The sequence below is a fragment of the Estrella lausannensis genome (genome assembly GCF_900000175.1).
GTDB classification, from domain to species: domain Bacteria; phylum Chlamydiota; class Chlamydiia; order Chlamydiales; family Criblamydiaceae; genus Estrella; species Estrella lausannensis.
Genome location: NZ_CWGJ01000001.1, coordinates 24,863 through 43,359, shown reverse-complemented (window position 1 = coordinate 43,359; position 18,497 = coordinate 24,863). Strand labels below are relative to the sequence as shown.

Genomic DNA, 18,497 nt, shown 5'->3' with positions numbered 1-18,497 from the left:
CGATTGTCTTGGCGGCTTTTCGATTCAAATTGAGAGCCAATAGCAGCATGCGTCTGTTAGCCCTCGATTTGAAAACGGCTCAAGACAAGCTAAAAATCATTTCAAATTATATCGAAAGTTCTTCTTTATCCCCTGGAATTCTCTCGCGTCGCATCTCCTGATTCAATAAAATTTTACTTGGATAGCGACAAGCTATGGTGTATGAAGACTCTTTTCCACGATTCAACAGGTCACTTTCCCGGTAAGTTTATGAACAGCGCTGAAGTCAACGATCTTGAAAGCCTTGGACAAGAAATCAAACAGCGGTCAGAAACGCTCCGTATCGCCAGAGAGGAGATATCCAAGGTCATCGTAGGGCAAAGTAAGGTGATCGACAGTCTCTTTATCGCACTTCTTTGCAACGGACATATCCTTTTGGAGGGTGTGCCCGGGCTTGCCAAGACATTGATCGCGACGACTCTGTCGAAAGTGATCGACCTGGATTTTAAACGCGTTCAGTTCACGCCCGACCTTTTGCCCGCAGACCTTACGGGGACAGTCATCTATAATCCCAAGGAGGCGGTTTTCACCGTAAAAAAAGGACCCATCTTCACCAATTTACTTTTGGCCGATGAAATCAACCGGGCACCTGCCAAAGTGCAGTCGGCCCTCTTGGAGGTCATGCAAGAGAGGCAAGTTACCATTGGGGGAGAAACGTTTAAAGCCGCATCGCCCTACCTGGTCATCGCGACACAAAACCCGGTTGAGCAGGAGGGGACTTATCCTCTGCCCGAAGCGCAGACAGACCGTTTCCTGATGAAGGTTAAAATCAACTATCCCTCCATGGAGGAGGAGAAGAGAATCCTCGCCAGCATGGCCTCCCTGAAGGAGACACCTAAGGTGAGCCAGGTGATCAAAGGGGAAGATATTCTTGGGCTGCGAGATCTGGTGGAAAGGATCTATATCGACGAGAAAATCATCGACTATATCCTTGCCATCATCTTTGCCACAAGAAGACCTAAAGAGTTTGGAGCCGATATTGAAGGCTTACTGGCATTCGGCGCTTCACCAAGGGCCAGCATCGCACTGAAAAATGCTTCCAAGGCACATGCTTTTCTTTCCGGAAGAGCGTTTGTCACTCCTCATGATATCAAGCAGGTGGCCTTTGACGTCTTAAGACATCGTCTTAGGAGAAGTTATGAGGCCGAGGCGGAGAATCTGACCCCTGAGGACATCATCGATAGAATCTTTAAAGCAATCCCTGTGCCCTGATGCCAATGGATAGGGTGAGCAGCAAGGCGGGTTTCTGATATGGCAACCATACCTAAAGAGATCTTAGAAGAAATCCGCCGTATAGAGATACAGTCTATACACCTTGCCGAAGATCTCCTTGCAGGAGCTTATCGCTCCATCTTCAGGGGAACCGGTATGGAATTCGAAGAGGTGCGAGACTACGTACCCGGAGATGATATCCGCAGTATCGACTGGAATGTGACCGCCAGGCTAAACCATCCCTATGTCAAAGTGTTCAGGGAGGAGCGCGAGCTTCCAATCATCGTCACTCAAGACATATCCACTTCAATGCTGGGAGGCAGCGGAAAGAGCACGAAGCAAAAGGTTGCGGCCACCCTCACCGCGCTTCTCTCCTTCTCTGCCCTGCGCAGCAATGACAAAGTCGGTCTTCTGCTCTTCTCGGATAAAGTGGAGGGGTATCTCTCACCGAAAAAGGGTTTCCGACATGTTCTTCGGGTCATAAGGGATGTGTTGATCTCCAGTTCTAAGGAGAGCAAGACGGACATGCTTTCAGCGATTAAGTTTTTGATTAGTACGCAAAAAAAAGCGGCTATTATTTTTATTATTTCCGACTTTTTAGCCCCTCTAAGAGGAAAGGAGCTGGCCGCATTATCCAAGAGAGCCGATGTGGTCGGACTTTGCCTTGTCGACCCATGGGAAGTGCAGGTGCCGCCTCTGGGACTGACTCTTATCAAAGACCCCGAGACCGGGATCACAGACTACGTCGATCTTGCAAGTCCGGAGTATCCATTGCCCTATTCGGAAGCGCTTCAAAAAAATAGGGATGAATGGAAGCAGTGTTTCTTGAAAGCCGGAGCGCAATTTTTAACGGTTAAAACGGATGAGTCGCCGGTTAACGCCTTAAGGAAGTTCTTTGGCTACAGAAAGGTAAGGAGTTAGGAGCGAATGGACTGGATCCGTAGGTTGCTCGCTCTCTTTCGCTTCGCCTATCTCCTGGCATTTTTTTTGAGCCAGGTTTCTCCGGGAATTGCCGAAGAAGAGGGGCAGCCCGGGTTTTCGTTGGACGTTCAACTGGAAAGGGAGATTTTTTCTTTAAGCGATGAAATAACCGTTCATCTAAGAGCCGGCTACCCTTCAGGCTATGCGATAGATCTTCCCGCTTTAAGGCGGGCCCTTATCGAGTATTTTGGCTACGGACAGCCGCCCTTTTCTCTGCTTAAAGAAACTGTCATCAGGACTAGCGAAAGTGAAGCGTGGATAGACTATCAAATCGCTCCGAGCAGAACAGGCCGTTTCTTTATCAGTTTTGGCGCCGCTTCCTTCCATAGCAAGGAGGGAGACAAAACTGTGCATCTTTTGTCCCCCTTAAAACCCCTGGAGATAGTGCCAGCCGCTGTCGATCCGGCATTTGCCCCTCCCGAGCCGACATACCTCTATTTTAACCCTCTTCTTCCCGTCGAGATTGACCCGATGGTTAGGCAGCAGTTGATGACTTCGAGAGAGTTGCTGGAAAGAGAGAGGATAGCTTGGAGGAATCTTTTTTTTCTGAGGAAGGCTCCCGCCTTGCTCTTTCTGATCGGAAGCTCTCTTTTCATTGTTCTGATGGTGTTTTTAGCTTTCCGTACCATTAAGGGAAGAAAACGGGCGGTCAGGGGAAAGAGTGCCCGCTCCATTTTGAAAGAGCTTTTAAATCAGATGCAGGTTATCCGGGCCCGGCACAAGTCGGGGCAGTTTTCTGCAAATGATGCGCTAGTCTTTTACCAAAAGGCTTTGGTGGAATGCTTCGAGCTTCGTTTTGAGATACCTTTAGCTTCGCTGACGGTGGAAGAGTTAAAAGAGCTTTTGTGCAGAGAAAGCGCCTTTCAGCAGGTAAAACAAGAGGATCTCTCTCAGCTCTTGGAAGCGAGCGTTGGCATCAAGTTTGGGAAGCGGGTAGTTCTCGATCAGGAGGCTGAGACGATAATGGATCGCTCGTTCTTCGCTTTGAGGAACATCGTAAAATCCATGCCGAATCGTTAAAAATATTTATTGTCTCAATATCTAAGTTTCTAAAAAATGACGATGTGAACCGAAAGCGTCTCGAAATTTGGGGTTTTGATGCAGATAAATGTCCACAAAGAGCTTGAAAAGTTTGATTTGAATCAACCGATCAAAAACTCTCTATCCGGCCAGTGCCTGTCACTCAAGGAAGAGTGGACTGTCGCCGAGGCGACCGACTACCTTAAGAGTTTGACAGACAAAGTCGAATTGCGCTGGTTTTACGTTGTCAATCCAAAGAATCAGCTTTCCGGGGTGATCTCCTCCCACAACCTTTTGCTGGCGAAGGCGCATGAAACGCTTAAAAGTGTGATGGATACCGAGACCATTACGGTAGCAGCCGAAGCTCCATTCCGCGTTGCCATCCGTATGATGAACGAAAATCAACTTCTCTCACTCCCTGTGATCGATCACGACAATAATTTTCTTGGCATCGTTGAGATGAAAGCAAGTCCCGAAGCTGCCACGGACGAGCGGCATCCCTTGAAAAGAAAAAAAAGACTCTATAACGATATCTTCCAACTGATCGGGGTATCGATCGAAAGAGCGGAGAACAAAAATGCCTTTGCCGCGTTCGCTATTCGGATGCCATGGCTTTTCAGCAATCTGTTCTCCGGCTTTGTCTGCCTCGCCATCTCCAAATACTTCGAAGCCACCCTGCAGAGCGCCATTGTTTTAGCGATGTTCATCCCCCTTGTTCTCACTCTGTCGGAATCGGTTTCGATGCAAGCTTTGACCCTAAGTTTAGGGCTCACCCATCGGAGGATCATCTCGGTTGGGGATGTGTTTTTCAAGCTTCTTCAGGAAATTAAGACGTCCGCTCTGCTGGGAACCGCATCGTTTCTGATAGTGTTGCTCGTGTCCTTATTGATTATCAACGAAGGGATTCCCTATTTGACCATCGGGTTATCAATTTTCCTGTCGATGGTATTCAGCGCCTGCCTGGGAGTGGTGATCCCTGTGGGGGTGAAGTTTCTCAAACTCAACCCTGAAATTGCCGCTGGCCCCTTGGTCTTGACGATAGCGGATATTTTGACCACGTTTGTCTATATGAGCCTGGCGACTTATTTTCTGACCTAAAAGACTGCCCACAAGATGAAATCGTACGATTTCTTTGCCGAATTTATACCGAAAGTGTCTATACCGAAAGTATCTCAAAACTTGGGATTTTGGCTTTGAGAAAGCCTCGGGATTGAATGATCTTAAGCCACCTAATATTAGAAATATGAGGTGGCTTAAGATCATTCAATCCCGAGGCTTTCTCAAAGCCAAAATCCCAAGTTTTGAGATACTTTCGGTATAGTGATAGGTTTCAAAAAAGATCTGCATCTTGCCCCCTATTTCAGAATTTTTTTTTGAAGCTTACCGCCCTATACCCAAAGCCTGTCAAAATTTGGCATCGCCCGCTTGAGATAGACTACTTCACTATCTCTTTAATATTAGGTGTCTTGCAATTTCTTAGGCTTGAGAGCTCTCTTTTGTTGAAGTAAATTTTAAACCGCTTTCGGTAAGTGATGCTCCGCAGGGGGTTTAACCACCGAAAATTCCACCGGCCACCGATTTTCTCCGCCTTTCTCTTTTAGAGACACTTTCGGTATGCCGTTTATAAACAGAGTCTTTCGCACTAGGCCAACCCATGAAAATTTATAAGGCTGGGTGGCGGCCCCTCTCAGTTTATTGTTTGTTTTTGTTATGATATTCTTTATAATACCACTACTCGTACCGATATTCCGATTCGTCAGAAAAGATTCGGAAAATACTGGAATTTCTGCTTTTGAATTAACAAATTATTTTACCTGATGGGCATAGGATCAACCACTTGCTGATCCGGGTGCTGCCATTGCGGAGGTTTTTTTAACGTGTCTTTGGAATCGTATTCTGCCAGCACAGATTACAAGTATGGATTTACGACAGAGGTCGAAAGCGAAAGGTTGAAAAAGGGGTTGAGCGAGGAAACGATTCGCGCCATCTCCAAAATCAAAAACGAGCCAGAGTTCCTCTTGAACTTCAGGCTGAAAGCCTATCGTCGATGGCTGGAGATGGAAGAGCCTAAGTGGGCCAACGTGCGCTACCCCGAGATAAATTATCAAGATATCTGTTACTACAGCGCCCCCAAAAAGAAGGCTCAATTAAGCGGTCTGGAGGAAGTCGATCCGGAAGTGCTCAAGACCTTTGAGAGGCTGGGGATACCTTTGGATGAGCAAAAAAGGCTTTCGAACGTCGCTGTCGATATGATTTTTGACTCCGTTTCGATCGGAACCACTTTCAAAAAGAAATTGGACGATGCAGGTGTCGTTCTTTGCTCTATTTCCGAAGCAGTTCATAAATATCCTGAGCTGATTGAAAAATATTTAGGCTCCGTTGTGCCTATCGGCGACAACTTCTTTGCTGCCTTGAATTCAGCCGTTTTCAGCGACGGTTCCTTTGTCTATGTTCCAAAAGGCGTTCGCTGCCCCATGGAACTTTCGACTTACTTCCGCATCAACGATAAAGAGACTGGGCAGTTTGAAAGAACTTTGGTGATCGCCGAAGAAGGCTCTTACGTGAGCTATCTTGAAGGCTGTACCGCCCCTTCCTATGACCGTAACCAGCTGCATGCGGCGGTAGTCGAGTTGATCGCTTTGGACAGGGCGGAAATTAAATACGCCACGGTGCAGAACTGGTATTCCGGTAACCCAAAGACGGGAGAAGGCGGTATCTTCAACTTCGTGACCAAGCGAGGCAAATGCCAGGGTGAATCCTCAAAAATATGCTGGACGCAAGTTGAAGTGGGAGCGGCGATCACTTGGAAGTATCCCAGCTGTATTTTGCAAGGTGACAATTCCACCGGCGAATTTTACTCTGTCGCACTGACCAATGGCCACATGCAGGCTGATACCGGAACCAAGATGATCCATATCGGCAAGAACACGAAGTCCACCATCGTCTCCAAGGGTATATCGGCAGACTCTTCAAGCAACAGCTACCGGGGGCTTGTCAAGATAGCGCCTAACGCCAAGGGAGCGAGAAATTACACCCAGTGCGATTCGATGCTGGTGGGTAACGAGTGTTCTGCCAACACATTCCCATACATCGAAGTCGGAAACGATCAGGCAGAGGTCGAGCATGAGGCATCCACCTCCAAGATGAATGAAGAGCAGGTTTTCTACCTTAAATCCAGAGGGATCTCTTCAGAAGATGCCATCAACATGATCGTGAACGGTTTTTGTAAAGAAGTCATCCAGGAACTCCCGCTGGAGTTCGCCGCAGAAGCGCAAAAGCTTCTCGCGCTCAAACTAGAAAATTCTGTAGGTTAAGCAATGCAAAAGACCCCACTCATAGAAATCAAAGACTTGTCGGCTGTCATCGATGGCAAGGAGATCTTAAACCGGTTCAACTTGACGATTTTTCCTGGCGAGATCCATGCGATCATGGGTCCTAACGGAGCCGGTAAATCAACTCTTGCTAAAGTTCTGGCCGGTCACCCAGCCTACGAAGTCACTGGCGGAAGCGTACATTTTAAAGGGAAAGATATTCTCGAAGAGGAGCCTGAAGAGAGATCTCACTCCGGCCTTTTTGTCAGCTATCAGTATCCTGTCGAGATTCCGGGCGTTAACAACGTGCGTTTTCTAGAGTCAGCCTACAATGCCAAAAGAAAAGCAAAAGGTCTGAAAGAGATTACCAAAGAAGAGTTCTCGGTGATCCTCAAAGATCGCATGGAAATGATGGAAATCCGCAAAGATTTCACTGAAAGGGGCCTGAATGAAGGCTTTTCCGGCGGTGAAAAAAAGCGTAATGAGATCTTGCAGATGGCAATTCTTCAGCCTGATTTCGCGATTTTAGATGAAACTGATTCGGGTCTTGACATTGACGCGATGCGGGTGGTCGCCTGCGGAGTGAAAAAGCTTTTGCGCGCCGATATGGCTCTCTTGCTTATTACCCACTACCAGAGGCTTTTGAATTATATCAGCCCGCACTTTGTCCATGTGATGATGGATGGCCGCATCGTGGAATCGGGCGGACCGGAGCTGGCGCTTAAGCTCGAAGAGAAGGGTTATGACTGGCTGGAAATGGATAAAGAAGAAAGGGTTGCCGAATGACAATGGAGACAGCTGTCGACGATGCATTTCTTCAGGCGACTGAAGCGATTTTTGAGGAATCACGCGGTTCGGACTTTCTTTCACGCCTAAAAGATGAGGCGTTTACCAAGTTTCTAGAGCTCGGATTGCCTTCTAGAAAAAATGAAGATTTCAAGTATGTGAAGCTGAAGCCTCTTTATGCCAGAAAGGTGCAGCCTTCCTTTCCTGTAGAGGTTGCAAAAAGCACTGTAGACAATCTTGTCTTCAGTGAATGCGAGGGAAGGTCTATTGTCTTTGTCAACGGACACTTTAGGGAGGAACTGTCAAATACCGCCAGGCTTCCTAAGGGAACGATGGCGATGCCCCTTTTGAAGAGCGCCCGTACCTTCAACTCGTTTTTTGCAAACGAGTGGTCCTTTTTGATTAAAGAAGAGGCAAACCCATTTTATCTTTTGAACACAAGCGTTGCCAAAGACGGCGTGTTTATCTACGTTCCCCCTTGTACAAAGCTGGACGGCCCGATTCAGTGCCTCTTTATCTACGACGAAGCGAGCGTTCCGATGCTTATGCAGCCGAGGCTTTCGGTATTCGTTGGAGCCGGTTCTGAAATCAACTTGCAGTTCACTCACTCTTTCTCTGCCGGCAAAGGCCAGACCGTGAACGCGGCAGCAGATTTTCATTTGGAGAAGGGTGCTATCGTGCGTTGCGAAGAAACAACGGATGAAGTTCCGGAACAGCTCTATCTTTTCAAGTCCGTGAGAGCAAAGCTGAAAAGAGACGCTAGCTTCACCATGATCAACACCTCCAAGGGCGCCATGACCGAGCGATCCGATTATAAAGTGTGGCTGCAGGGTGAAAACAGTGAAGCTTCTCTTGACGGACTCGCGATGCTGAGCGGCAAAAGGGAGTCGCACACCCACATTATGGTGATCCACGAGGGCAAGCATACCCGCTCACGCCAGCTGTTTAAGAATGTTCTCAAAGACTTTGGAAGATCGAGTTTTGAAGGGCAGATCATCGTCGATAAGGAAGCGATGAAGACCGATGCCTTCCAGCTGAATAACAATTTGCTTTTGTCAGAGCGATGCCAGGCAGACTCCAAACCGATGCTTAAAATCTATGCTGACGATGTGAAAGCATCGCACGGAGCTACGGTGGGCAGGCTCGACGAAGAGCAGCTTTTTTATCTAAGATCAAGAGGTTTGTCCCTCGATAAAGCCAAAGAGTATCTCACTACAGCATTCTGCAAAGAGGTTGTCGATCTTTTGTCTATCCCTAAGCTTAGGGAAAGCATCTTGGGAAAGCCCTTTTTCTTACCCGGTCAATAGCAGCAAGTTCTTAAAGGGGTTTAAGGTGGAAGCAGTTGAAGCGTTCAAGAAGTTGAGAGAAGACTTTCCCATGCTCGGCAAAACGATGCATGGCAAGCCGCTTGTCTACCTGGACACCGCTGCGACCGCCCAGAAACCGAAGCAGGTAATTGATGCCATGCAGGAGTTCTACACGAACCACTATGGCACCGTTCACCGAGCGATCTATGAGCTTGCCGTTTATTCCACCGATCTCTACCAGAAAATTCGAGTAAAAGCCCAACGCTTCTTAAATGCCGAAAAGCCTGAAGAGATCATCTACACGCGAGGGACTACCGAATCGATCAACTTAGTTGCCTCCTCTTTCGGTAAGGCGTTTGTGAAAGCGGGAGATGAGATTATCGTCTCCGAGATAGAGCATCACTCCAATATCGTTCCCTGGCAGATCCTTTGTGAAGAGAGGGGGGCGAAGCTCTTAGTCATCCCGGTCAATGATGCGGGGGAGCTTAAGCTGGACGTTTATAAAAGCCTGCTCAGCTCCAAAACAAAGCTTGTGGCAATCGGTCATGTGTCCAACGCATTGGGTACTGAAAATCCTGTCAAAGAGATCATCAGGGAAGCACACGGCGTTGGAGCCAAGGTTCTAGTCGACGGGGCCCAAGCCGCGCCGCACCTCAAAGTCGATGTCCAGGATCTCTCTGCCGATTTTTACGTCTTCTCAGGGCATAAGCTCTACGGGCCGACAGGCATAGGCATCCTTTACGGCAAAGAGGAGTTGCTCGATCAAATGCCCCCTTATCAGGGCGGAGGCGACATGATAGAGAGGGTAAGTTTCGAGAAGACAACCTACAACACCCTTCCCATGAAGTTTGAAGCGGGTACACCGATGATCGCGGAAGTGATGGGCATGGGCGCTGCGATCGATTATGTGGAGAAAGCAGGCCTTGAAAATATCAGGGATCACGAGCAGTCCCTTTTGCACCTCGCGGAAGAAAGACTCTCTTCCATCAAAGGCCTTAAAATCATCGGACAGGCAAAACACAAAGGCGCTATTTTGAGTTTTGTGGTTAAGGGCATCCATCCCCTCGATATTGGCACGATGCTCGACCTTAAAGGATTTGCCTTGAGGACAGGACATCACTGCGCCCAGCCTGCCATGCGTAGGTTTGGCATAGAATCTACAGCAAGAGCCTCTTTTGGCCTCTACAACACAAAAGAGGAGGTCGAAAGGTTCTATGAGGCCCTCTCCGATGTGATTCGCAAACTCTCATAAACGGGCTAACATCATGCGGGTCAGTGTCGATGAGGCAGCACAAATTTTGCTTAAAGGGGAAAATGTCGCAGTTCCCACAGAGACGGTGTACGGCCTTGCAGCTTTGATGGACAACATCCAGGGAGTCGATCGAATTTTCGCTTTGAAAAATAGGCCGAGAGCAAACCCCCTTATCATTCATATCGCAGACGTGGAAACAGTCGAGGCTGTGGCAAAAGAGATCCCAGAGGGCTTTTATGCGCTTGCGAGTGCCTTCTGGCCGGGGCCTCTGGCATTAGCCCTGCCTGTCGATGTTTCAAAAGTGCCTGAATCTGTGCGTGCGGGGCTCCCGACGGCTTGCTTTCGCATGCCAAACCATCCTTTGGCTTTAGAGTTGATTCGAAAATCCGGCCCGCTTGTCATGCCTTCGGCAAACCTGTCGGGCAAGCCATCACCAACCGCCGCTGGGGCCGTTGAAGAAGATTTTGGTAGCCTGGTGCCGGTTTTGGATGGTGGGCCATGTCAGAGGGGGGTGGAGTCCACAATTTTGATCTGGCAAGATGGGATGTGGCGACTTGGCCGCCTGGGAGCGCTTGCAGTTGAGGAGATAGCTGCCCTGCTTGGATATTATCCTGAAGGATCAGATGGAAAAGAAAAGCCTCTCTGTCCAGGACAGAAGTGGCGTCATTATGCCCCTAAAGCCCACCTTCTGACCTCCCTCCCTGTCTCTGAAGAGGTTGAGGCCGTCATCGGTTTTGACGAAAGATCATATCCGCAAAGAAAATACTTTTTTTCTCTCGGCTCCATTCACTCTCCTGAAAAAGCGGCTTTTCGACTCTATGAGATACTGCGCAAGCTGGACAGGCAGGGAATTAAATCCGCTTTCATCGACGTTGATTTCCCCTCTACCGGTCTTTGGAGAACGCTTAGAGAGCGTATCTTAAAAGCTGCCGGTCAGGAATTTGACGCGAAATGAATTCATAGCTTTGTTTGCGGTGACAAATCTTTAAGAATTGTCAAAAAACACTCCTGAGCCAGCCGGACCTTTTCCATGTCGATCCTCGTATTATACCCTTTTGAGTGAAGATAGGAGAGCAGGTCTATCGTATTGATGTTATGCTTAGCTCTTGTCGTCGCCGGGCACCCGCCTACTTTGCCTAACGAAGCGTCATAACGGACGATTCCCCATCGAAGCCCGGCCCCAACCCTCTCCAGATCGTCCCCATGTAAGTGGAGAGCAATTTTTTCAAACACATCTGTATCATTGAAGGATATCCTTAGAAGCTCTTTTGCGTAATCGTGCACCCTTGCGGCGGTGCCAACGCCGATTGTATCACTGGGAACCACCTCATCGCATCCAAGGTCAAGAAGCCGACGGGTCAAGAGGGGAGATTGCCCTAAGGGCCTGTCGCCTTCGAAGGGGCACCCGAAAGCACACGATAGGAAGGCACGCACTTTCATGCCTTTGACTTTTGCCCGGGGGATAATCGAGGCGAACTGCTCCATTGATCGATTAAAGGAAAGTCCGCTGTTTTTCTTGGCAAAGGTATCTGATGCTGCTGTGAACAAGGAGATGCGCATCGGCCTCATCGGCGAGTGGCACTTTTCCGCTCTGTTATACCCTTTCTCGTTGGGAACTAAAATGTCCAGTGTTGCCGAGGGGTTTTCCAGCGCGTGGTAGAGCTCCTCGGGGTTGTCGACGTTGGGCAGCCCTTTGACAAAACTTCCGATCTCCACGGCGGAAAATCCCGCTTCTAAAAGAAGCTTGATGACCTCAATCTTCCTTTGAGAGGGGATGACAAAGGGCAGCTTCTGTATGCCGTCGCGGAAGGTGGTGTCGACCACGCTCGCTATCTTTCCCGGCGCTTTGACAGTGTGAATAGGCCTCTTCAGATTGAGTTGAGGGGCAAATGAGGGCAGGCGCCTTAAGACGTGGGTGACCCCAAACATAAAGAACCTCTTTGGTGAGTCAAAATTCTATGTTATTGGAAGAGCTACACCGAAGCATCTTAAAATGTCGGATATTAGCTTTGAGAAAGCCCAATTTTGAGACGTCTTTGGTATATACCTTAAAATCGCTTTTTTTAGAACTGGCACTGGCGGAGAGACTGTTGGCTGCTTGCTTTTGGCCGAAAGTTGTGAGAAATTGGAGACTTTTCGGTGCATAGCCAAATTCGGCAAAAAAAACTACAATTCCAGTTTGAGGAATGTCGTTAATGAGACTTACGGAGCGACGAAAACCTAACCAGGTGCTTGGGGCACACCTTGATTTTTTCCCAGTCGGCACTCAGTAACATCACTCTGGTAGAGTTAATGGCCAGCGAGGAAGGCAGGCTGCTTAGTTTGTTGTCTTTGAGTTCACAAAACCTCAGTTTAGTCCAATGACTGCCAAATTCGTCGTTAAGTTCTTCGATTTCATTGTTGCTGAGGCATAAGCGATACATGTTCGGGAATAGCCTACCAAAGTCTGAAGGCACTTTTTTGAGCTTGTTCGAGCCGAGATCAAGATTGGATAATTTTATCATTCCCAGGCCGAAATTCTCAGGTAATTGGCTAATTTTATTATTATCCAACTGGAGTGTGTGGATGTTGGTGCTATTGATGCAAAAGTCAGCAGAAATCGTGCTGACTTGGTTTTGTCTTAAATCAACGGCGCTGAGCAACGGAAGATTTCGGCCAAAATGGCCTGGGATAGAACGGATTTGATTGCCCCTAAATGATATCTTTTCAAGGCCTGTAAAATAGTTTAGCTCCTCTGGAATTTCGGTAATATCTCCCAGTTCGATGCTTAAATCCTTCAAATGGGCGAGCTCTTCTTGATTTTCCTCAAACCATTTTTTGATATGCGGCAGCCGTAGAACGGGGTCTGTTTCCAATTTGAGTTTTTCTTCAAGCGTTGTGGTTTGCCTGATATGCCGGCGTACAACCAGAGCTAGCGTCATTAAGTTTTTATACTCTTCAAAGCGTTTGGCGTACTCCTCTATACAGGCAAAGGTGGGCTGGACACTCGTCATTGCCTCTGGCAGTTGCCTGTGTGCCCAAATTCTGTGTATTCTTGCGGTGATTTCATCATAGGCGCCCCTTACGTCGGTTTGGATCAAGAATGAACTCAAAGAGGGGAGTCGCTTTTCAAGGCAGGGGTAGGAGATGGTTGTGGTTCGTGAAATTTTATTCCAGCCGGTGGAGACCAACGGGATAGGCAGAGAGCCTTCGGTGAGAGTGAAGATTTTGCAGAGGAGTTCAACTGGGAGTTTGGCTATCGGGCACTCGCCCTCCGGGACGTAGTAGGGGGTGTTGGTGTCCAGTGCAGGAATAACACTTCTTGAATCCATAAAAACTCTAATTTAATTAAAATAACGATATATAGTTTAAATAGGTTGTTAATTATTTGATACGTAAAAGATATTATGGGGAGATTTAGTTTTTTTTATTTGGCAATAATTTAAATTTGTGTCGAAAGTGTCTTGAAATGTGGGGCTTTGAGAAAGCTAAATCTTGCGCTTTTTTCGGTATCCGAATCTGTGAACAGTCTTTAAAATAGTACCATTGAGGCTTATGAGAAATCTTTCCTACTGGCCGACGTATTTGAAGTAGCGGACCATCTCTTCAGTATGCTGGATCCAGTCGATGGAAGTGACGCGCATCTGCTTGACCATAAGAAGCCAGCCTTGGCAAACAAGGTAAAGACCAAGCAGAGATTTGAGCGGCATTCCCAAGAACGTAATTTGAACTTGGGGAGCTAAACGGTTGGCGATGCCGAGAAATGAGTCGGTCATCAAGATGGCGATTAGCGCCGGAGTCGCAAATTGAATAGAGAGAGTCATGACCTGGTTCAGAAGTTGGGCAAGCATTGCCCAGGACCTGGAGTCGGTTTGAAAAAAATTGGGGTTCATGAACTGGTCGATAGGCAAAAACTCGTAAGACTGCAGGATCACTTCCAGAAACATGAAAGGACCCTCGATTGTGAAAAAGAGGTAGATCAGCACCATGTTAAACAGCGTACCAAGGGGTGACGACTGGTTCTGAATGGTAGGGTCGTTGACCATGAGCGATGAGCCGCCTCTTTGGTGGTCGATCAGCATGCCTGCCGATTGAACGACGACGAAGGGAATACTCATGATGTTTCCAATCAGAAGGCCGACTAGGAGCTCTTTCGACATGTACATCAAAAGGGTCAGGTTGAAATCGATGGGGCGGGTCGTGGTTTCTAAGATTTTGGGTAGGAAGATGACAAACATCGAGAGCGCGAATGTCACTTTTACCGGGTGGGGCAGAACCCTTGACCCGAAAAAAGGTGAAAGTGCGATGATGGGCATGAAACGGCCGAAAAATAGAAACAGCAGGGAAAGGGCGGCAACCGGGTTCTGGTAGAGGGAGCTATTTAAAAATATTGATATGTAGTCATGGCCCACGAGTACCTTCCTAAGTCAGAGAGCTATTGCTTAAAAATTTTCAACCTGACGCATTACTCCATTGATAGAAATTGAGAAAAATATTTTTTGCGAAAGACATAATGTAGGCACCGAGCCAAGGTCCCATGACAATCAGGACTAAAATTACCGCCACCAGTTTGATGGTAAAGGAAAGGGTCTGCTCCTGGATCTGGGTAGCTGCCTGAAAAATAGCAACCATGATACCCAAGATCATGCTGATCAATATGGGCGGGGCAGAGAGAATCAAAATGAGAAGAAGCCCTTTGTATGCCAGCTCGATAACTTGTGATTTGAACATGTTCTGATTCCCCTCTTCCCTATCGGAACGTTTTAACGAGGCCTTCGACCAAAAGCGTCCAGCCGTCGAGCATGACAAGCAGGAAGAGCTTCAGCGGCATGGAGATGGTCACAGGTGAGAGCATCATCATACCCATGGCAAGAAGGATGTTGGAAGTCACCAGGTCGATCACGAAGAAAGGAATATAGATTAGAACCCCGATCTCGAAAGCGTCTTTCAACTGGCTGGTGATAAATGAAGGTACACAAATCATGAAATCATCGGGCTTTAATTCCTTTCGGTGATTTTCAGGAAGAGTGCGGTAGGCCATCCCGTAAAAGAGACGCTGGTGTTTGACTGATGAGTTCCTCTTTAAAAAATCTCTTAGGGGCTCTTTTGTCTCATCGGCAATTTTAATGATGTAGGTGGAAGATCCTGGGGCTGTCAGTGATTCAGGCGCTTGAGTCCTTTCAATGGCGGTTCTCGCGACATCCCACATCTGCATCACTGTCGGATACATGACGAATAGGCTGAGCATGAACGCCACACCGTTGATGATTTGGTTAGGGGGCGCCTGCTGCACCCCGAGGGCACTTCGTAGGAGTGAAAGCACGATCACGATCTTCATGAACGATGTCAAAATCATGATGATAAACGGCAGCAGGGCAAATATGGATAGGGCCACCGCCTGCGTGATTAAAGTGGGGTGTTTGAACTGATCGAAAGGCTCGTCCAGAACAGAGTTTACATTCGTTCCCTTAGCCGCTTCAAACCGCTTCTTTGCCGCCTCTTGCTCCGCTTTCTTTGCCTCTTCAGGTGTCTCTGAATACCCTTGCATGGGCATGAAAAGAAGCATCAGCGGGATTAAAAACAGAAGTTTTCTAAAAAGAAAAGAGGGCTTGATCATGGGGTCAACCTTTGCTTTTCGCTTCGTGTTCGTGTTGGGGAGCAGCTTTTCCTTCCTTAAACAAGGACTGGAAGGCTCTCTCTAAGACAGCCCATTGATTTTCCAGCTGCGCGTTAATGATCCCTCCTTCGGTTTCGATAACGCACCCGCCTCGGGTAATATCGTCTCTCTCTTTGATGCTTAACACTTCAATCATCTCAAAGAGATCTTTTAAATCCTGCCTATGCTTATCTAAAATTTGCAGGTCTTCCTTGTTACACCAAATAGTGATCCTCTTGTGCTGAAGCACGGGCTTCAAAGCATTTGTCACAATGTCATAAATGGCTTCCTGGGAAGTCTCCATAGCTTTTCCCACAATTTTCTGGGCAGCTTTCAGGGCTATTGGCGCCAATACTTTCGTGTACTCGCCTCGGATCGATTCGATTTCCTGCTGCATTTTGGCGATATGTTCGGCCCACTCTTTAAAGCCGGCTTCGTAACCTTCTTTGCGGGCTGCCTCTTTCTCCAGCTCTGAACCCTCTGTAACTTCCTGCCTATAGGCAAGAGCATCATTTTTTACCTTTTCCAACACTTCGATGGAGCTTAGCAATTCAGAAAAGGCTGCGGCTTTAACGACTTTGGTTTTGGGAGAGAGGTGTATCTTTCCGTCTTTGATCAGGGAGAAAAATTTACTGCTCACGGTTCCCTCTTGTGATTGATGAGATTGACGATGTTGATCAGTTGGTTCTTTATGACTTTAGTCACCTCTTGGGAAGGAGGCGTTTGCATCTGTTTCTCTATGAAATTCGCTCGACCCGTATCGATTTTATGGGTCAGGTGCCAGATAAAATCAGGCGTCTCTTCACTCAATGCCATCGACAGGCGGACTAATCCCCGTTTATGCAAGCTGTTCAGCAGTTTTTCAGGTGTGCCATCCCAGTGCTGAAGATCCAATTCGGAAAGCATCACTTTTTCTGTCTGGCGCAAAACAAATTCAAGATATTTCTGCTTGACCGGTGTCAGACATTTATAAATGGACCTTAGCTTTGTTTTATCTACAATTGAACGGATTTTTTCAGCCAGGTCATGAATACCCAAGAGGTCTATGACTTCCACGATGAAGGCCTTATTGAGATCGAGCAGGGGCGATAACTGGGAGGGGGGGAGGTACTCTCGCGGTAGTATCGACTTATCGATAGCTTTCTGCCTTATTATTTTGTGAAGATACGCCTGAGCTAGTGGAATCGGTTTTTTCGGGTTTGGTTTTACCCCTAAGATTTCGCTGAGCCCTTTTTTTTGACTGGGATCGAGCGACGAGAGATAGGTAGGAATCAACTCGGGAGGTAAGCTTTTTACATGGGGTAAAAGCCATGAATAGTGCAGTTCCAGCAGATCCTTGAAATCATCACGGACCAAAGCTTCGGTGTTTGTGCTCGCGATGTCTACGGATGTGATAGCCGAACGATCGGTTTCCGAAAGAGACTGAGAAAACTTCTCAAAATCTTTTGTGTGAAACCGATTGGCAAGTATCCTGAAAACGAAATTGCTCTTCTGCTGCATAGACGATTGCTCTAAAGTGTTGTCTTATTCAATCTATCATGATCAATATTCCAGGCCAGTCTTCTATCCCGATAAGAGCTGTAGGGCATCAAGTGAGCGGGCAAGTGAGGCCCGCCCCCGCTATTTTTTGCCTTCTTCCTCAAACTCGATCTCGCCTTCAAAGTCGGCTTCGGCGTTAGCCTCACCCTCTTTTTTGGCCTCTGGGTTCTTTTTGCCCGCGGCGTCGTCTTTGGGTTTGTCTTCTTTCTTCTTATCGGTCTTAATCGGCTTTAGATGTATAAGTTCTTTCAGTCCGCCATGAGCCTGCAAGAGTGGGTAGGTCTTCCAGATAATCCAGACCATCAGCAGTAAAATGAGCAGCAGCAAGACAGAGAACGTGAAGAAGATGACTCGGAACTTGGTAACCGACTCTTTTCCAATTACGATGCTCCAGACGATAACATATTGCTTTTGATCTTCGCTAGAGGATGAAAGCTGCCCTTGGATATCGTTCATACGGGCTTTGTCAAAGACCAAGGTGACGTTGTCGTACTTAAGTCCAGTGATGCTGGATGCTACCAGTCTTTTGATTTTAGTCTGTGCATGGGCATTGGGATCGTCTAGTGCTCCGGAGTGCTTGACGTAAACCGACGCGGTGATGTCCCCTTTGGTTTTGCCCGGGTTGAGCGGATCTTCCTCTGGGAATGAAATCTGTACTTCAGCATCAAGCACACCATCGAATTTTCGGATGGTGCTCGCTATTTGCTCTGCGAGTCCGGCCTGATAGCGGATCTTTTCCGTCATCTCGGTTGGCACAAGTCCTGTATTTTGGAAAATTCCAAGAAGGTTTTGCCCTCTTCTTCGTGGAAGACCGGCCTGATTGAGGATAGCCATGGTTTGGGTGGCTTCCGTTTCCTTGACGTTGATGTCAAATAGCTGAGGACCCTGCCCCGTACCCGCTGCTTCGGCCTTAACTTTCTGCGCGTCAAAACCTCTGGAAGCAAGGTAAACGACAATTTCGTTCGCCTCTTTCTCATCCAGGCCGTTGACGATGGTTTTTCTGCCTTCGCAGCCTGTCAGGAGTGGAATAAGCAGAAGAAAGAAAAGCTGAAAAAATCGATTGAGTTTGGCTTTTCTCGAGGCTACTCGCTGAATCAGAAGCCAATAGCTATCAAGTCTGCTGTGAGTAAGTGTTGCTGTACTGGGAGAGTCAAGCATAATCAATCGCCTTTTTTTAAAGAAAAACATAAATGTTTTTTTTAACCATAAACTGCATCCTAGCAAATGGCTTGAATATGAGAAAGCGGAAAGAACTATCTATTTTTCAGTTCTTTTCGGCATGCACCTTCTGCTCTTTGCTCTGAAAACCGATGAGCCCTTCAGGGCGTTTCATCGATTAGTAAATCAACCTAATACGATTTCATTTTTATAACAGGCTCTTAGAGTCTGTTACGTCGAAAGTATTTCAAAATTTC

General features: G+C 47.5%; 17 protein-coding genes. 9 read left to right on the top strand and 8 right to left on the bottom strand.

Annotation, left to right across the window (positions count from 1 at the left end; genetic code table 11):
• Nucleotides 1-249: 249 nt before the first annotated feature.
• The 9 genes from ELAC_RS00175 to ELAC_RS00135 all read left to right on the top strand — a co-directional run bounded on the left by ELAC_RS00175 (nt 250) and on the right by ELAC_RS00135 (nt 10,863).
• A complete protein-coding gene (locus ELAC_RS00175; protein WP_098037411.1) occupies nt 250-1,251 on the top strand; it encodes an AAA family ATPase in 1,002 nt (333 codons plus the stop codon).
• A 39-nt stretch (nt 1,252-1,290) separates the two neighbouring features.
• Nucleotides 1,291-2,172 carry a DUF58 domain-containing protein gene (locus tag ELAC_RS00170; RefSeq protein ID WP_098037254.1) on the top strand — a complete coding sequence of 294 codons (882 nt, stop codon included), beginning with the start codon at nt 1,291-1,293 and terminating at the stop codon, nt 2,170-2,172.
• 6 nt (nt 2,173-2,178) lie between these two features.
• Nucleotides 2,179-3,252, top strand: coding sequence for a hypothetical protein (locus ELAC_RS00165; protein ID WP_098037253.1), 1,074 nt, complete (start codon nt 2,179-2,181; stop codon nt 3,250-3,252).
• Between the two features lie 78 nt (nt 3,253-3,330).
• Nucleotides 3,331-4,350, top strand: a complete 1,020-nt coding sequence (locus ELAC_RS00160; RefSeq protein WP_098037252.1) for a magnesium transporter — start codon at nt 3,331-3,333, stop codon at nt 4,348-4,350.
• A 779-nt stretch (nt 4,351-5,129) separates the two neighbouring features.
• Nucleotides 5,130-6,566: a Fe-S cluster assembly protein SufB gene (gene sufB / locus ELAC_RS00155; RefSeq protein WP_098037251.1), complete on the top strand. Its 1,437-nt coding sequence runs from the start codon at nt 5,130-5,132 to the stop codon at nt 6,564-6,566.
• Nucleotides 6,567-6,569: 3 nt separating this feature from the next.
• A complete protein-coding gene (sufC, locus tag ELAC_RS00150; protein WP_098037250.1) occupies nt 6,570-7,349 on the top strand; it encodes a Fe-S cluster assembly ATPase SufC in 780 nt (259 codons plus the stop codon).
• Nucleotides 7,346-8,656 (top strand): Fe-S cluster assembly protein SufD, encoded by a 1,311-nt coding sequence (gene sufD / locus ELAC_RS00145; RefSeq protein ID WP_098037249.1) that lies wholly within the window; start codon nt 7,346-7,348, stop codon nt 8,654-8,656. The genes sufC and sufD overlap by 4 nt, the downstream gene beginning before the upstream one ends.
• Before the next feature lie 25 nt (nt 8,657-8,681).
• Nucleotides 8,682-9,908, top strand: a complete 1,227-nt coding sequence (locus ELAC_RS00140) for a cysteine desulfurase (protein ID WP_275425078.1) — start codon at nt 8,682-8,684, stop codon at nt 9,906-9,908.
• 13 nt (nt 9,909-9,921) lie between these two features.
• Complete coding sequence (locus ELAC_RS00135; protein ID WP_098037247.1) at nt 9,922-10,863, top strand: L-threonylcarbamoyladenylate synthase; 942 nt, start codon at nt 9,922-9,924, stop codon at nt 10,861-10,863.
• A 2-nt stretch (nt 10,864-10,865) separates the two neighbouring features.
• On the opposite strand, the gene ELAC_RS00130 is transcribed toward ELAC_RS00135, so the two are convergent.
• The 8 genes from ELAC_RS00130 to sctJ form a co-directional block, all read right to left on the bottom strand.
• A complete protein-coding gene (locus ELAC_RS00130; RefSeq protein ID WP_098037246.1) occupies nt 10,866-11,837 on the bottom strand; it encodes a beta/alpha barrel domain-containing protein in 972 nt (323 codons plus the stop codon).
• Nucleotides 11,838-12,100: 263 nt separating this feature from the next.
• Nucleotides 12,101-13,219 (bottom strand): leucine-rich repeat domain-containing protein, encoded by a 1,119-nt coding sequence (locus ELAC_RS00125; RefSeq protein WP_098037245.1) that lies wholly within the window; start codon nt 13,217-13,219, stop codon nt 12,101-12,103.
• A gap of 237 nt (nt 13,220-13,456) precedes the next feature.
• Nucleotides 13,457-14,299: an EscT/YscT/HrcT family type III secretion system export apparatus protein gene (locus tag ELAC_RS00120; protein ID WP_098037244.1), complete on the bottom strand. Its 843-nt coding sequence runs from the start codon at nt 14,297-14,299 to the stop codon at nt 13,457-13,459.
• 40 nt (nt 14,300-14,339) lie between these two features.
• Nucleotides 14,340-14,618, bottom strand: a complete 279-nt coding sequence (gene sctS, locus ELAC_RS00115) for a type III secretion system export apparatus subunit SctS (protein WP_098037243.1) — start codon at nt 14,616-14,618, stop codon at nt 14,340-14,342.
• A 19-nt stretch (nt 14,619-14,637) separates the two neighbouring features.
• Nucleotides 14,638-15,504, bottom strand: a complete 867-nt coding sequence (gene sctR / locus ELAC_RS00110) for a type III secretion system export apparatus subunit SctR (protein WP_239414270.1) — start codon at nt 15,502-15,504, stop codon at nt 14,638-14,640.
• A 4-nt stretch (nt 15,505-15,508) separates the two neighbouring features.
• The gene (locus ELAC_RS00105) at nt 15,509-16,183 is read right to left on the bottom strand and encodes an HrpE/YscL family type III secretion apparatus protein (protein WP_098037242.1); all 675 of its coding nucleotides are present in this window, start codon (nt 16,181-16,183) and stop codon (nt 15,509-15,511) included.
• Entirely contained in the window at nt 16,180-17,043 is an 864-nt protein-coding gene (locus tag ELAC_RS00100; protein WP_098037241.1) for a hypothetical protein, read from the bottom strand. The genes ELAC_RS00105 and ELAC_RS00100 overlap by 4 nt, the downstream gene beginning before the upstream one ends.
• A gap of 120 nt (nt 17,044-17,163) precedes the next feature.
• On the bottom strand, nt 17,164-18,240 hold the full coding sequence (gene sctJ, locus ELAC_RS00095; RefSeq protein WP_098037409.1) for a type III secretion system inner membrane ring lipoprotein SctJ: 1,077 nt from the start codon (nt 18,238-18,240) through the stop codon (nt 17,164-17,166).
• Between the last annotated feature and the right edge of the window lie 257 nt (nt 18,241-18,497).